The organism is Mesorhizobium sp. M0052 (genome assembly GCF_040323255.1).
Classification (GTDB): domain Bacteria; phylum Pseudomonadota; class Alphaproteobacteria; order Rhizobiales; family Rhizobiaceae; genus Mesorhizobium.
Map to the genome: position 1 here is coordinate 1 of NZ_JAMYUS010000045.1, position 15,790 is coordinate 15,790.

Here is a 15,790-nt window from a genome sequence, read left to right on the forward strand (position 1 = left end):
GTTGCTCCGGTATCACCAGTTGCTCCGGTGTCGCCAGTTGCACCAGTCGCGCCGGTATCGCCGGTCGCACCTGTGGCACCGGTGTCACCAGTTGCACCAGTATCGCCGGTCGCACCCGTAGCTCCGGTATCGCCGGTCGCTCCGGTGTCGCCAGTAGCGCCCGTCGCACCGGTATCACCAGTTGCTCCGGTCGCGCCTGTTGCTCCGGTATCACCAGTTGCTCCGGTGTCACCAGTTGCACCAGTCGCGCCGGTATCGCCGGTCGCACCTGTGGCTCCGGTGTCGCCAGTTGCACCAGTATCGCCAGTAGCGCCCGTTGCTCCGGTATCACCTGTGGCTCCGGTATCACCAGTTGCACCAGTATCGCCAGTAGCGCCTGTTGCTCCGGTATCACCAGTTGCTCCGGTGTCGCCAGTTGCACCAGTCGCGCCGGTATCGCCGGTCGCACCTGTGGCTCCGGTGTCACCAGTTGCACCAGTATCGCCAGTAGCGCCCGTTGCTCCGGTATCACCAGTTGCTCCGGTGTCGCCTGTTGCACCAGTCGCGCCGGTATCGCCGGTTGCGCCCGTCGCACCCGTATCACCGGTCGAGCCAGTGGCACCCGTATCGCCAGTCGCTCCGGTATCGCCAGTTGCTCCAGTCGAGCCAGTCGCACCCGTACCGCCGGTCGCGCCAGCCGCGCCTGTAGAGCCAGTTGCGCCGGTTCCACCTGAAGCGCCGGTCGCGCCTGTGGCGCCTGTAGGGCCAGTTGCGCCAGTCGCGCCGGTTCCACCTGAAGCGCCAGTCGCGCCTGTGGCACCGGTCGACCCTGCACCAGTTGCGCCCGTCGCGCCTGTGGCGCCCGTTGCACCCGCGCCGGTCGCACCTGTGGCGCCAGTCGCGCCCGCGGGACCCGTCGGGCCTGTCGCGCCTTGGCTCGTAACGGCTAGGTTACCACCAACAAATGTGTCACCGTTTTTGCCGTTGTTGGTAGAATCGGGGCTGAACGCGAACGCAGTTCCGCCAAGGTTGTGTGTCAGCGTGCCATAGATGTTAAAGCCGCTGTCATATATTGCATAGTCATGCAAAGTATCTGGGATCGAAATAGTTATAGCAAAATTTGGGGCGACAGTATTGGCTGATGATGGAAGAACGAAGCTGCCGACAACGGTGTTGGTTGTTGTATCGATTATGTAAAATGTATTGATGCTCTTACTACTTCCGGATGAGACAGTGCCAGTGAGCGTCAAATTGCCCCCTGCAAGGACCCCAGTGTAGGCCGCCACGCCAACCGATGTCATCGGCGGCAAGCGCGAGCCGGCCGTGTTTTCGGGCATCTCCCATGAGCCACCCAGCTTGGCCGCGCCAACCAGCGATCTCGATGCGCGGACGTCCGCGCCGATGGCCTCTTCCAGCGCCGCCACGAAGGTCTCGCCAGCATTCCCCGATGCCGTCTCGCAGCTCCACAGTCGCAGTTCGCCATCCGCGGCAAGCGCCCTGCCGATGGCGGCAAGATCCTCAGCATCTTCCTTCAGTGTGGCGGCCGACCATTCTCCTGCCGTGAAGCTAACCCTGCCAGGCGCGCCGTGCGCGATGACGTGCACCGCCTCGAGCCCTTCGTGCCCTGACAATGCGGCAGCGATCTGCTGCGCCACTGGTCGGCGCCCTTCAAGCATGACAGCCCGGACTTCGGACCTCAGGTTACCGAGAACTGTCTGGAGGTCGGAGACTGAAGGATCGACAAAGAGAATTTCAGAGGCACGGGCCATGACTGGCTCCTGTTGGCTTCGAATTCAATTCAAGGGGAAACCGCCCACCGGCTTTGCCGGCGAGCGGTGGGACAAGGGGACTTGGGAGAGGTCATCGTCCGGACGGCCCGACGGCGCCGTCGGGCCGTTCGACAGCGGGGCTCTCTACGCGGAGGAAGCTGCAGGCCTGGAAATTCCCGCCATCGTCAAACGTGCCAATCGCAAGTGAGCCGGCTGCGGCCGGAACCTTGACGGTGACAGCGACGGCGAGGCTTCGCTTGACGGCCTTGGGAAGAATGACCTGACCGACGATGGCGCTCTTGGCCGTGTCCAGGATAAGATAAGGCACATTTTCGGTCGTGTCGCCGATGGGCAAGACGCCTCTAACGGCAACTTCCATGACCGCAAACCCTGCTATGTAGCTCATCATGTCCTCCTTGGTCGGCGGCGGCTGCGCCGCTGTGTGTCTTGTTTCGTGTCTAGGTTTCTATCGCTGCCGAGCGCCCGCGCTCGCTGAGGCCGGCCGCGCTTCTATCGGCACTTGAGCCGCGCGCATTGAGCAGCCTGCAGCTCCGTGAACCAACCGGCGACGCGCATTGCGACGAAACGCACGCGCAAGGCTTGACGGCATCTTGGTGCCGCTCGATCGAGCGGCGTCCCACTTGTCTTCACTGAGGGTGTGGAGTTCGCAGGCGTGCGGCGGTCCACAGGGCGCCGAGGAATACCCGTCAATCGCGGGGAAATCCTTGCTGGCGAGAAGGTGCGGATAATTGAGGGGTTGAGCGAAGCGGAAACCTGCGTCGCGGGCGCATCGTTTCGCACTTGGTATCACACCAACCACAGCCAACTCCCAACATGCGTGTCAACTTGCGAGGGAATCGACTACTTGCAAGGGAACATCAGGTTGGGAAAACGCTGACCTTGAGTTCAAGGCAGTACGACGTCTTCTTTGCACGCCACCAAACACTCTCTGCGCCCTCACGCACGAAGTGACTTGCTCCAGATACTCTCTTGGCTTCGCAGACCGCACGGACCGACAGGCCTACTGCCCGGTCCGCGGAAACCCTCCCATATATAAGGCATTAGTAAATTATAAAATTAGCAACTTGTAAATAACCTGTTTACGATTTGTTAATTGCGCAACCACGGCTAAGTACCTTGGCAAACATCGAGATGGCGCGCATGCGGCCAAATGCATCGAAAAATCCGTGGCTTAAAGATGCTCCGCCTTCGTTAGCGGCGGACCCTTGATATCGCGGCGGAGCTTTTGCGTGAGCGATTGGCCCGATTGGAAGGTTTATTCGCCCCCTTCGTCCAAGGCGACCGCGAGGCCCTTGCTGCAATGGAAAGTGCTGGCTAACAATGGATGGCGCTGAGGTCGCGTTTGCAAAGGAAGGGATGGGCGATACTTTGCAACAGAGGTCATGCAAAATGGCCGGGGCAGGGGGCAATGCACATGGGGCATGAAGCTCGGACACGTCCGCATCGGAGCGGGTCGCTGTCCCAAATGACACCCTGGCACAAATGTGACCGCCTCGGCGCGCAGTCCTGCGGGGAGCCAATAGTCAGCGCATGACAAACGGCAAGCGCCTCTGTCTCAACATGATCGTCAAGAACGAGATGGCGAATCTTCAACGCTGTCTCGGGGCGGTTGTCGACCACATCGACTGCTGGGTTATCGGCGACACCGGCTCGACCGACGGGACCCAGGATTTCGTCAAATCGTTCTTCGCTGCCCGCAACCTGCCGGGCGAGTTGCACGAATTCCCATTCCATAATTTTGAGCAGGCGCGCAACGCGGCGCTCGATCATGCCTATGCCTCCCCACTCGCTTACGACTATCTGTTGTTTGACGACGCCGACATGGAACTGGTGGTCGAGGATGCTGGCTTCCGCGAGCACCTCGACAGTTCGGGCTACCGGCTGCTGCAGCGGTCGGATTCCGGCCTGGCTTATTGGAACACGCGGCTGGTCAAGCGCGACGCCGGCGCTCGCTACCACGGCGTGACCCACGAATATCTCGACGTGCCCGGTGGCGTGCAGGAACTGAAGGGCGCCTGGTACAAGGACCACGCCAGCGGCTCGAACCGAGCGGACAAGTTCGAGCGCGATGCCAGGCTTTTGCTGGAGGCCCTTGAGAAGGATCCGGAAAATCAGCGCTACTGGTTCTACCTGGCGCAATCCTACCGCGACGCCGGGCGGACGACGGAGGCGGCGGTGGCCTACGCCAAGCGTGCCGCAATGGGCGGTTGGGACGAGGAGGCGTGGAATGCCCGCCTGCAGGAGGCGCGCTGCCTGCGCAAACTCGGCGACGAGGCTGGCTTTGTTCAACAGGCGCTTGCCGCCTTCAATCAACGGCCGCAACGCGCCGAGCCGCTCTATGACCTGGCCCGGTTCTACCGCGAGAAGGGGATGAACGACGCCAGCGTACTGTTTTCCGAAGCGGGGCTGGCGATCAGGCGGCCGGAGCAGGACATTCTGTTCATCGAGGACCACATCTACACGACAGGCCTGCTGGAAGAATTTTCCATTGCGGCAAACTACGCGCACGATCCCGCGCGCAAGGACCGCGGTTTCGCGGCGTGCAACTGGCTGGCGTTGAACCGAGCCATCGGCGACGGCCCCAGGGAGCTGGCGTGGTCCAACCTGTTCTTCTATGTCCAGCCGGCCAAGACAGTGATGCCGTCCTTCAACGCACGTCCGGTCGGCTTCACGGCGCCCGATGGCTATCGGTCGTCAAACCCATCAGTGGCTCGATTGGGCGAGCACATCGTGCTCTTGCAGCAAACGGTGAGCTACACCTTGGCCGACGACGATCTCCTGTCTGACACGCCTGACGGGCGACCGGTTCACACGCGCAACTTTCTGCTTCGACTGAGCGATGAACTCGCCATCCAGTCCGCAAGCGAGATTTTACCGTCGGTCGATATGCCGGAACCCGCTTGCGACCGAGTCCTCGGACTTGAGGACATGCGCCTGTTTGCTTGGCGGGATGCGCTGTGGGGCGTCTCCTGCGTGCGCGGACTGACACAGGAGGGTTGGTGCGAGCAGGTCATCGCTCGCATCGACGAGAGTGGCGCCTGCCGGCTGGCTGACTGGCGCGTGCTGCATCCGGCCGGACCGCGAGGGCACGAAAGGAACTGGATGCCGCAAGTCAAGCTCGGCATGGTGGAAGGAGCGGCAGATACGCTGCAGTTCATCTACCTATGCGATCCCACCCGGATCGTCGACGAGCGGGGTGCCACTGTCAGCGAGACCGCTCCCGCGATTGCCGCACAACGGTTCAGGGGCGGAACCCAGCTGATCGCATTCGCCGGCGGATGGCTCGCCTTGATTCATGAAGTCCAGTGGCGGACCGCGGAGAAGCGGCGTTACTACCTGCACCGGTTTGTCTGGTTCGACGAAGCCAACGCCTTGCGAAAGGTAAGTCGTCCGTTCTTCTTCGACAAAAAGGGCGTTGAATTCGCCGCCGGGCTGGCGTGGCACCCGGACGAAAAGCGTTTGCTGATTTCCTACAGCGTCGCCGACAGTGAGTCCTGGATCGCAACCGTCGAAGAGGCGGAGGTGAGGTCGCTGCTGGAGGATGTGGATAGCCTGCCATCGGGTAAGGCAGATACGCCGTCTGGGTTGACGCTAGCCTCTGTGCATGGCTCTCCGCTAATGGAAACAGGGATCAATCCTTACCGCACCGACGACGGAGCCGTGGGTGATGCAAGCCTGGCGCCCTCGGAACGCAAGAACCTCGGCGCCGGCGGCATGAAGTCGACCGATGAGATCTTTCATGAGCTGGCGCCGTTTCTGCGCGACGTCGATTCTCCGCTGGAACGACGGGAACGATCTCGCCAGTTCGACGCCCGAATTTCTCGCTTCCTTGGCAACGACGACACTGCACTTCCGCAGATCAACTGCTTCTATGAAGTGATGTCCGACAAGGCCGAGCATCGTACCCTGGTTGCCGCCACGACCTCAATGCGGGCAGCAGGCCATCCGGTGCGGGTGTGGAGCTACGCGCCGGAGAAGCTCGCGTTCCTCGTCCCGCATGGGGTCGAAGTCCGCAATGCCGACGACGTCATGCCGCGGGCGCTGTTCGAGCGCATCGTCGCCGGCTCCGAGATCAGGTATTTCAGCGATATCTTCCGCTACGCCCTGCTTTACGAGCACGGTGGGCTATGGATGGATTCCGACGTCATCCTGCTACGGCCCTTTCCCTTCCGCGGCGAACATTTCTTCAACCTGCAATGGCGCGGATCGCACAAAGGTCATTTTGTTTGCGGCAACGTCATCTACGCCAGGCCCTACAGCAGTCATCTCAGAGCGCTGTACGAGTTGTCGATCGAGCGCTTTCACGCCGCACACGGCAAGGAATTCGGAGACATCGGCCCCAAGCTTCTGTCCGATTACATTGCCTCCGACGCAGGAGCCGCGCTGCGGAAATGCGTGTTCAGCCCGATGTTCTTCAACACGATCGACTGGACGGAGATCGACCGGTTCGAGAAGGCGACTGCGGAATTGGCTGACTATCTGAACGACGAGCGGGTGTTCGGCATCCACTTGTGGACGGCACGCAATGAGGCCCGTCCGGGCGGCGAGGACGCGCCGCTAATTTCGCAGCTGATCAATCCGCTCGACAGCTTTCCAAGCCTCACAAGCCTCGCCGACCGCTTTAACACTGACAAGAACAGGCACACCGGTAACCGACACGCCTATGCCAGGGTTTATGATCGGTTGTTGTCGCCCAGGCGCTTGTCGATGCGGCGGTTGATGGAGATCGGCCTGTGCCGTGGCTTAGCCGAGGGCAATCAGACCGAGACTCCATCCGTCTCGCTGTGGCAGAGCTATTTTCCATTCTGCCAGGTTATCGGGCTCGACCTCACGGATTTTTCGCAGCTCAACAATGAACGGTTCAAGTCGTTTGTCGGCGACCAATCCAAGCTGGACGATCTGCGCCGCGTCGCTGCAAAGCTCGAACCGGAATCGCTCGACGTAATCGTCGACGACGGCAGCCACGCCTCGTTCGACGAGCAGTTGACACTGCGCGAGTTCTTCCCGCTGCTCGCCGAGGGCGGTTGGTATTTCCTCGAAGACCTCGACTGGCAGCCACCAGGTGAGGACCTTGGCAAGATCACGCTGACCAAGACCCTGCTGCGGGAGATCCAGCAGCACGGCAGCGCCCGCTCGGTCGATCCGCTGGGGGTGAGCGCGCTTGCCGATCAATTCGCCGAGATCCTGTTCTTCGACAGCCATTATGAGTTGAACCGGGCGAAGCTGCTGGGTGGCCTGGTCGCTATCCGCAAGGTCGCGCCGGGCATGTCCGCCGGACGCGGTCTTAAGCCAGCGCGCGTAAAGGAAGGTTAGGTTTGAAGGTCGCTGTCTACACCATCGCGCTGAACGAGGCCGCAAACGCGGAGCGCTGGGCCAATTCGGCCGTCGACGCCGACTATCGCATTGTGGTCGATACCGGCAGCACCGATGACACTGTGGAACGGCTGACCGCTGCCGGCGTTACCGTACACAGCATCTCGGTCCGCCCATGGCGTTTCGACGACGCGCGTAATGCTGCCATGGCCTTGATCCCTCCCGACGTCGATGTGTGCTGCACAATGGACATGGACCGGTTTCTCGAACCTGGCTGGCGAGCAAAGCTTGAGGCGGCTTGGCAGCCCGAGACCACAGCCCTCTTTTGTCAGACGGTGTACAGATCAAGTGTCGATGACCCGACGCCGCTGCGAAGCTGGCCGGCGAAGAATTTTCACCACCGCTGGAGATATCGCTTCAGGCGGCCTGTCCACGAAGCCTTGGTCTTCACCGGAGAAACGGAAGTAACCGCGAACAGCAGCGACATCGTCATGTTCGAGGTGCAGGATCTCACCAAGCCAACGAGGAGCAGCTACCTGCCGCTGATGGAGGTGGCGCACAAGGAAGACCCCGACGACGCGCAGATCTGCTTCTGGCTCGGGCGGGACTTGATGTGGGCCAACCAACCAGAGCGGGCCATTCCGTTGCTTGAGCGCTACCTTGAATTGCCGACAAGCAACTGGGCGGAAGAAAGATCCGAAGCTATGCGCTACATCGCGCGCATGCGGCCGGAGCAGAGGTTGTCCTGGCTGGACAAGGCCCGGATGGAAGCGCCGCATCGCCGCGAGATCTGGCTCGACCTCGCCGAGGAATTTCACGGCAAGGCCGACTGGCTGAATCTGTTTTGGGCTTGCACCAACGGGATCGAAAGGACGCGTCGCACAGGTAGCTATCTGGACGACGTGAACTGCTGGAGCTTTCGGCTGTATGATTTGGGTGCGATAGCGGCGTGGCATCTCAATGCGATGGACCGCGCGGTAGAGTGGGGGCAAAGAGCGGTCGAGTTCGATCCAAACAATAAGCGGCTCAAGGATAATCTCATTTTTTTTATGCGGCGCCGAGAAGAGGTGCGAACGGATCGGTAGCGCCGCCCGAAATCTAGAATTTGCTCTGGAGAACCCGAAGTGAGTCGAGCGGAAATAATCGCTTTGGTAAAACGCGAGACAAATATGGTCGTTCGGAGCGGCCCTTTCTCTGGTTTGCGATTACACGATGTGCAGACTTGGGGGGGCGGCGACGATATTGGCCCGCAGCTCCTTGGCGTCTACGAAGAGGAGTTACACGGCGCTCTTCGCGAATTTATATATGAAAAGCCGAATATTGTTGTCAATGTTGGCTGTGCAGAGGGGTATTATTCTGTTGGCTTGGCATTGTCAGTTCCAGATGCTCGCGTCATCGCGTTTGACATCGACCTCCGCGCCCAGGAAGCATGTCGCGCCAATGCAGATCTAAACGGGATCGGCGATCGTCTTAGAGTGGAAGCAAGTTGCACGCCTGCCCGTCTCCGAGAAATTTTAGCTCAAGACCCGGATGCTCTCATTGTAGTAGATTGCGAGGGTTATGAAAAAATACTTTTTGATGAGAAAGACACCGTGGCTGCCTTGGGGCAGGCGAACGTTATCATCGAGATGCACGAATTCATGGACGGGAGTATTCTTCCGCGTTTAACCAACCTCTTTTCGCCCTCACATCGCATTTCGATTATTCGTAGCGGACCCCGCAATCCTCACGAATTTTCTTTCCTCGATGGATCGAGTGACGCCGACAAGTGGCTGCTGGTTTGTGAAAATCGTCCCGAGTTGCAGCGTTGGCTCGTGTGCGAGCGGCGCGTGTTGCCTGGCATACGAATGTCGGATTTTCAGCGTTCAGCGTCCATAATTCACCAAAATTCGCCCCTCCATCCAAAGCGTGGCCTAGGCAGTAACGACGTCGCGGGATCAAATAGAGGGGTCCGCGAGACGGGCCCGCTCGAAGGATCTGGGAGGCTCGGAGCTCGATCTTATGAAATAGGCGAGAGCGGTAGGTTAAGTCCACTCTATCGACCGTTAGTGTGCACAATTGTCTACGGACCTGACGAGTATTTTGAATGCCTTCGCTGGTTCCTTTTCTCTCTGTGCGAATTTGGAAACTATAAGGGGGAAGTTGTCGTAATAACTGACAGATCTATAGACAAGACTGCTAATTACGTGCCGGATAATTTACGACAAAGAGTTATTTTATTGCATACATCAGATATCTCGCACTCAACGAGATACACATTAAATGATCTTGTTCCCGGAGGCTACTCGCCGATACTATATGTCGACAACGACGTTGTGGTGGATGGAGATATCGAAGTCACTATTAAGGATATAAATAAATCATGTGGAGTTTGCGTTACAACGGAAATTGAATCGTATAGACATCTGGTGGCTGATAATATAGGAAAGGTTCATGATACGCGACGCGTTGGAAATTGGTTTGGCTTAGAGCTGCTGAAGACGGACCTTGACTGCGCCAATGAGAAATTACCGCTAGCCAATTCCGGAATTATTGGATTTAGGAATAAGTATGACTTCGAGATTGTAGCGGATATTGTTCGAAAATTATATAGTCATCCGAGCCATCGCGATTTGATAAAGTATTTTGGTGACCAGCCACTTCTGAATTATGCCCTGGTGAAGACTAATTTGGGATCATACGGGCCTTTAAGCGAAAAGTGTAGGTTTGCAGCCGCTTGGCACTCGAGTCAGGTCGAGCGGCGTGGATTCGTCCATTTTGTTTGGGCAAGAGGTGAAGACAAATGGAAGCAGATGAAGTCATACGTCGAGTTTCTGCAAGGTAAGGAGTGATTTGTAAGCGTACAGCTGGATCTTTTCTGGGCGCCCACGCCGTCATTTGACGGCTGGATTTACGCCCGTCTTTTAGGCGTTCGAGTAGGTTCGTCAGCGAAATGACTGCGGTGTGGCGATATGGCCGAAAGCGGCAAGAAGTTGGACACATTAGATGAGGAGGCGCGAGTTCATCACCATGAATGCCGGTACAGTGGTCGCGGGCCTGGTGTACGCAACGTTGATCCGGCAGCGCAACATCGATATGAGACAAATGGCTATGGCGGCACAACCTTATCTCCCAGTAGCGTCGTCCTCGACGCTACTCACCGGGCCGATCGAACTCGCAGGTGATTGGGGGGATACGCTTCCACGTGCGGCAGAGCAAGTCGTCGAGCGCATGCGGCTAGCCTGCTTGGATGGCGTCCGTCTCGTTTCCGACCGCCAGCCAACGCGACTTCGCGTCGATCAGCACACCTCCGGGCAGCCGGCGATCTGGCTGCACCCGGATGGCACCAGCATGGCATGGATCATTGTCGATATCGGCGAACGGGACTGGTCAAAGCTCGCCTATCAGTTCGGCCATGAACTCGGCCATGTCCTTGCCAACAGCTGGCAGCGCGACGCCAAGCCGGCGCCGCCCTGCCAGTGGCTCGAGGAGGCGTTGGTCGAGGCCTTCTCTTTGGGCGGTCTTGGTCGCTTGGCGAAGGATTGGAAAGAGAATCCGCCATTTGCCGGCGACAACGCCTTCGGCGATGCCATCGCAGCGTATCGCGACAACATCGTCCGCGGCTACGCGGCGCTCGCCGACAGCCAGGGGCTGAGCCGCGACGCCGCTGCCTGGTTCGGCGACCATCGAGGCGAGATCGAAATACCCGGCCTCAATCCGTTTGCCCAGGCAATGTCCCGAACCATCCTGACTGAGTACGAGGCGGCGCCCGACTGCATCGAGGCGCTGGGCGCAATCAACCGATGGCCCGGCCGCACAGGTGTACCGATCGCCGAGTATCTGAAGCGATGGGAGGCGAGTTGCGCCGAACTGCAAGCCTCGCCCCGACTGCCGGTCCGGCTGCGCGAACTGCTGCACATTGCTTGATCGGTAAGGGGGTGACGAACAAACCAGCCATCTCTGATCTTCGGAACTGCACCGAAGGAGGCAATTGCGAGCGTTGACGCGCACGAGACAGCATCCTTCCGCGAAGCCCTGCACGGGCCGCGGCAGACCAATGGCGGCCGTTGAGGCTTCCTTGATCGTCTCCCGAAGACGTTCGACTTGGCGGCATGATCACCGGATTGATCCGAAGCAGGCACTCCCCCTTTGCGAGCGTACTGCTTTAGAATGATCTAATATAGTCGATTGCATGGCAGTCGTCGTTCGCGGAGCGGTATATGGTGTGTAATCGTTGGTTGCCAAACCATTAATTCAAAGTGGTGCGCCGGGAGAGCTTGTCATGAAACTATCGAACCTGATCAAACGTTACGACAATGTGGAAAGAGCCGCCGAGGAACTCGAGACAGAGCTAGTCGAGGCTTTGAACATCTCCCTGAGCCTTGACGAGGTGTCACCATCAGACGACGGCAGTGCCTCGAAAGACAGCCTCGCAATAGGGACCGATGCCCTGCAATCCGAGGGCACTCCCAATGAAACCCCTCGCCAGCTAACTTCGCATACGCAGAGCCGGCTGGCTGCTTTGAGCTCATTTGAGATGCTCTTTCAGGATGCGGAAGGCCATTTGGAGGATGTCAAAGCCAAGCTAATGGAGGTTGCAACTTCGCACCACTACACACGCGAATTTTTTCAGATCCTTCAAGCGGACTTCTTTCGTGCCAACGAACTGGAAGTGGCAAATGCCAACCTGACGAGAGAACACATGGTCCTGTCCGAACAGCTGCACGATGCGATGAGGAAGCAACGTGAGCACGACAGCGCGTTCGGAGCCATACAGCAGCGCGAAGTATGCTTGGTCCAGGACAGGGACGCTCTTCGTAGTGCGCTCGCCGCCGTAAGGCTGGAACTTGTAGAAGCGGCCAATACCATCGCAATAAGGGAGGCGGACTTCGGCGAGGCGGCCAAAGCTCTTTCGGCCAGAACAGCCGAGGCCGATAGACGGGCGCGCGAAAACGATACCTTGCGAGAAAAGCATGTCAGACTCTCGATCGACCTCGACAAGGCGCAAAAGCGGGAAGCTGAGGCGAGGCGGAGGCTTGATGAGCTGTCGACGATCCACGCCAACGATGCGGTGCGGCATTCCGAACTGCTGGCTGCGCTCGGCAAGAGCGAGAAGGACGAAACGCGGTTGCAGAAGTCGCTTGAGATCGCGCAGGCGAAACTGTCGGAAATGGCAGAGGCCGCACGCATCATGGAAGATGACACGGGAGCCGAACGTGCACGCAGTCTCGCAGAGATGCGAGGTTTGCGATCTGAAATTCAAAGTCTTCAATTGCGACTGGATGCGGCAACGAACGAGGCAAGCGTAGCATCCAGTGAAATCGCCAGGCTGACGGCTCAATGGAGCGATACCATGGCCGAAAAGCAAGTTGCGGATGAAAGGTATTCTGATCTCTTGAAAGAGAGCGAAGCCCACATGACGAACCTTTCGAAGCTGACTGCGGACCTCTCGCACATCTCGGCGCAATACGCCTCCGAGCAGATGCAGCACGAAGTCCAGAGGCAGGAATGCGAAGATTTGCGGGCAGAAATTGTTGCGCTTGGTACGCGGGTCAAGGAGTTGCTGCCCTATGAGCGTTTGCACAAAGTAACGAGTGCAAGGGAGCGTGAGGGCGTTGTTGGTGTTGGCAGCATGGCAGTGGAACCAACCCGCTCCACAACCAGACGACGTTCCCGCCCAAGCTTGCGTGCAGCGTCGTAGGGAGCGACGGCGGTACTGATGCTGGTGGTCACAAAGTGATCCTTTTGGGCGCACAATCCAGCGCCCGGCGTTCCGTTCACACTTGGCTCTAGTAGAACCGAAGACAGCAAAGCAGGCGTGCGAACTTTGTCTGGCCCGCTCGTTTTTTCCGACCTCAAGGAAGCAGCGACGCAACCGCCGCATCACAGTTCCGCAGCGCAGCAAGCGCGGGTAGTTGAAGTCGATCTTGCCTTCGAGAAGTTTGGCAGCGACACATCTGCTTCACTACCAGCAGAGATCACGAAGGTCATAGAGGAGGCCCTTCGAGCGCAGGGCTGATGGGTTGACAATTGATCCGGTGTGATCGTGCTGCGGTGCTACTACAACCATGAACGCCCGACGGGCGCATCACCCATTCAACGCTTCGACTTCGTCAGGTCGCAACTTTGAGTGTGAGATCGTCGAGCCCGCGCCTGGGCATGGTCGAGAAGGACGTCGAGGTCCTGCTCAATGGGACATTCTTGCCGATGTTTCATCTTTGACGAAACCCCGGCCGGCGTGGACGTCGGAACCAAACGTGAGGTCCACGGCCTTCTTTGCCGAGCTGTTGAGTGGCGCAGCGATCCTTTGATCTCGTCCTACCTGACGGAGGTCTATGAGTCAGCGATCGCCGTGTTGTCACCTGTCGCGGACGCGCTGCCTGAACTTTCGAAACCCCGGTTCAATCAGCCAGGACGACGTCCTGGCTGCCGCCATTGACAACTAGAGGAGAACTCCATTTCTGACACGGGCCCCCGCAATCAGGTGCGGACTGCAGCGTATCCGTTTGGTCGCCTTACAGTCGGCTTCGCCTATCAAGTTTCGTGGATGGCCGGGGCGCGCGCGTGTGCCTGGCGTGGTCGCGGACCGTTATCCCGATGGCGACGCCAAGACCTACGGCAAGGCCACGACAATCTTGGCGACCATATCGAGGGCGAAGGCGCGGACAGGGCGCCACGCGTATTGCGGCTCGCTGAGAGCGGTTGGGGGAGAGATCGTCAAAGATTGTTTTCCGGAAGTTGCGCGACCTGACCTTCTGGCAACTGGGCTCGCTCGGCGGCGCGACCTGGCCGAAGATCGCTTCCGTCGGACCGATCATCGTTTTGGCGGTGGCGGCGATGCCGTTCCTGGCCAAAGGCCTCAACGCGCTGGCGCTCGGCGAGGCGACGGCCGGCCATCTCGGTATCCCGGTACAGCGGCTGAAATACACCGCGATCGTTAGCGTCTCGCAGCGGTCGGCGCCTCTGTCGCAGTCAGCGGAGGCATCGGTTTCATCGGCATCGTCGTGCCGCATCTGCTGCGGCTGCTGATCGGCCCGGACATTCGCTATCTCTTGCCGGCATCGGCGCTGCTTGGCGCCTGCATGCTGCTGATTGCCGATGCCGTTGCCCGATTGGTCGTGGCGCCGGCCGAACTGCCGATCGGCATCGTCACCGCGATCGCCGGCGCGCCGTTCTTCCTCTGGATTCTGCTGCGCAAGCGCGGCGTAATCAGACTTGTGAGATTTGAAACCTATGAGGCCGGAATGATCGAAGCACGCGATGTTTCGGTAGCGATCGGCGGCAAGCGCATTGTTACCAATGTCGATTTCGTCGCGAGGCCGGGCCAAATTGCCGCCATCGCCGGACCGAACGGCTCGGGCAAGACGACCTTTTTTAAGGCGTTGTCGGGCGATCTGGCGTCTACGGGGACAGTGGCCAACGACCGCGACCTCTCCGCCATGAAGCCAGTGGAGGCCGCGACCGTGCGTGCCGTGCTGGCGCAGGCGTGGTCCGATCCTGATCGATCCGTATTCGATGTGAATCCCTCTTTTGTTCCTATGGCAGGCCGTTTGCACCGCAGTAATAGTTGATTCAACCATTGCTGGTATAATGTGGGATGTGGGTGGCGGCTCGACAGTTCGGCGGGCGCTGAGTGCCGAAGCCGCCTGCGCAGTCCGGTTGGGGTCCGACCGCGCCGTCCTATTCTGGGACAGCGCGGTCAACGTTTCGTTAAAATGTTATGAGGTAATTAAGTGCGTGCTAATTGAATCGCCGTTCGCGATTCGGTGCATGCATGCTTGTCCGAGCAGTTGGTTTCGCTGCGCTGGGTTGGTAGTCCTGTGAAAACTTATCCATTTCAGCGCTAACAAAGTGACACCGCTCTTGCATAGATATTTGCCGGCTGACCCCGGTCCTGATCCGATCATTGATCCAGGTCAGGCTCGCCGGGCTCGAGGTGGTCGGGGTATCGCCCGGCGAGCTGTCTACCAAGCACGGAACGCTCTGGCCGCGGGGACGGCCCGGCTTTCTTTGGGGGTAGAGAGCAGCCGGGCCTAACCGGCTGGGGACTGGGGACATGGCCGGCTGCCAAGTTATATATGCTGATGCTAATATGAACGCACCACACCTTTATGGACTAAGCGAAGGTGGAGCATGCTCGACGAGTCGGTGGCGACCTGTTGTGAGCGTGTTTGAAGCGCCTCACTGCTCAACGGTGTTTCACCACAAAAGCCAAGACCAAGGCGCTGGCCTGGGCGAAAAAGATCGGCGACAGGTGAGGGTCGACGAGATCACCCCGAAGCGCTAATCGCCATTCTGGGCGGAAAAGTCTGGGGCCGGCGCCCTCCTTTTGAACCTGAACAAGCCAAAGGGCGCCGAGCCTCTTACCAGACAGCGCTTTGAGGGAAGCGGCGCCGAGTAGCAGGAGTGTATCTCTCTCGTTAGAGTTGTTGGAACACAGCCTTTTGGACGATGGCCCGCAGCGAACGCTCGAGAAGCCGGCGCCAGGTGGGATTGGTTGTGTGCGTCAAGTTCTGCAAAATGGGGCAGCCATGATGCTGGTCATGCGGCTTGGCGCAGAGCGAGCTTCTTGTGCTCGCGCAGGTCGTCCATGTTGATGTATCGGTTGGCCTCCATCCAGTTTTCGTTGGTCTCGACGGCCAATGCCCTGACCAGGCGCAGGCAGCTTTCGGTGTTGGGGAAGATGCGCACGACATAGGTGCGCCGGCGGATTTCCTCGTTGAGCCGCT

At 59.1% G+C, this 15,790-nt stretch carries 9 protein-coding genes and 2 pseudogenes; 8 read left to right on the plus strand and 3 right to left on the minus strand.

Annotated elements, in window-relative coordinates:
• Window positions 1-1,748, minus strand: a 1,748-nt coding sequence (locus tag NKJ77_RS31760; RefSeq protein ID WP_352536328.1) for a DUF4347 domain-containing protein, incomplete at its 3' end; no start/stop codon positions are given.
• Window positions 1,749-1,839: 91 nt separating this feature from the next.
• Window positions 1,840-2,154, minus strand: a complete 315-nt coding sequence (locus tag NKJ77_RS31765) for a hypothetical protein (RefSeq protein ID WP_352536329.1) — start codon at window positions 2,152-2,154, stop codon at window positions 1,840-1,842.
• A gap of 1,193 nt (window positions 2,155-3,347) precedes the next feature.
• On the opposite strand from NKJ77_RS31765, the pseudogene NKJ77_RS32465 reads away from it, so the two are divergent.
• From NKJ77_RS32465 to NKJ77_RS31805, 8 genes and pseudogenes are all read left to right on the plus strand, one after another.
• Window positions 3,348-3,536 (plus strand): annotated as a pseudogene (locus NKJ77_RS32465) (glycosyl transferase); the annotation flags it as partial.
• A gap of 36 nt (window positions 3,537-3,572) precedes the next feature.
• The gene (locus NKJ77_RS31775) at window positions 3,573-7,082 is read left to right on the plus strand and encodes a glycosyltransferase (protein WP_352536331.1); all 3,510 of its coding nucleotides are present in this window, start codon (window positions 3,573-3,575) and stop codon (window positions 7,080-7,082) included.
• Between the two features lie 2 nt (window positions 7,083-7,084).
• Entirely contained in the window at window positions 7,085-8,167 is a 1,083-nt protein-coding gene (locus tag NKJ77_RS31780; RefSeq protein ID WP_352536332.1) for a tetratricopeptide repeat-containing glycosyltransferase, read from the plus strand.
• Between the two features lie 39 nt (window positions 8,168-8,206).
• Window positions 8,207-9,913: a class I SAM-dependent methyltransferase gene (locus NKJ77_RS31785; protein WP_352536333.1), complete on the plus strand. Its 1,707-nt coding sequence runs from the start codon at window positions 8,207-8,209 to the stop codon at window positions 9,911-9,913.
• Between the two features lie 193 nt (window positions 9,914-10,106).
• A complete protein-coding gene (locus tag NKJ77_RS31790; RefSeq protein WP_352536334.1) occupies window positions 10,107-10,988 on the plus strand; it encodes a hypothetical protein in 882 nt (293 codons plus the stop codon).
• Window positions 10,989-11,343: 355 nt separating this feature from the next.
• Window positions 11,344-12,762: a coiled-coil domain-containing protein gene (locus tag NKJ77_RS31795; protein WP_352536335.1), complete on the plus strand. Its 1,419-nt coding sequence runs from the start codon at window positions 11,344-11,346 to the stop codon at window positions 12,760-12,762.
• Window positions 12,763-13,793: 1,031 nt separating this feature from the next.
• A pseudogene (locus NKJ77_RS31800) lies at window positions 13,794-14,278 on the plus strand (FecCD family ABC transporter permease); the annotation flags it as partial.
• A 27-nt stretch (window positions 14,279-14,305) separates the two neighbouring features.
• Window positions 14,306-14,632: an ATP-binding cassette domain-containing protein gene (locus tag NKJ77_RS31805; RefSeq protein WP_352536336.1), complete on the plus strand. Its 327-nt coding sequence runs from the start codon at window positions 14,306-14,308 to the stop codon at window positions 14,630-14,632.
• Window positions 14,633-15,602: 970 nt separating this feature from the next.
• On the opposite strand, the gene NKJ77_RS31810 is transcribed toward NKJ77_RS31805, so the two are convergent.
• Window positions 15,603-15,790: transposase (locus tag NKJ77_RS31810; protein ID WP_352504249.1), on the minus strand; the 188-nt coding region annotated here is incomplete at its 5' end.

Coding starts and splice junctions, on each gene's coding strand:
- NKJ77_RS31765 (WP_352536329.1), bottom strand. CDS start 2,154: ATGAGCTACATAGCAGGGTTTGCGGTCATGGAAGTTGCCGTTAGAGGC.
- NKJ77_RS31795 (WP_352536335.1), top strand. CDS start 11,344: ATGAAACTATCGAACCTGATCAAACGTTACGACAATGTGGAAAGAGCC.
- NKJ77_RS31805 (WP_352536336.1), top strand. CDS start 14,306: ATGATCGAAGCACGCGATGTTTCGGTAGCGATCGGCGGCAAGCGCATT.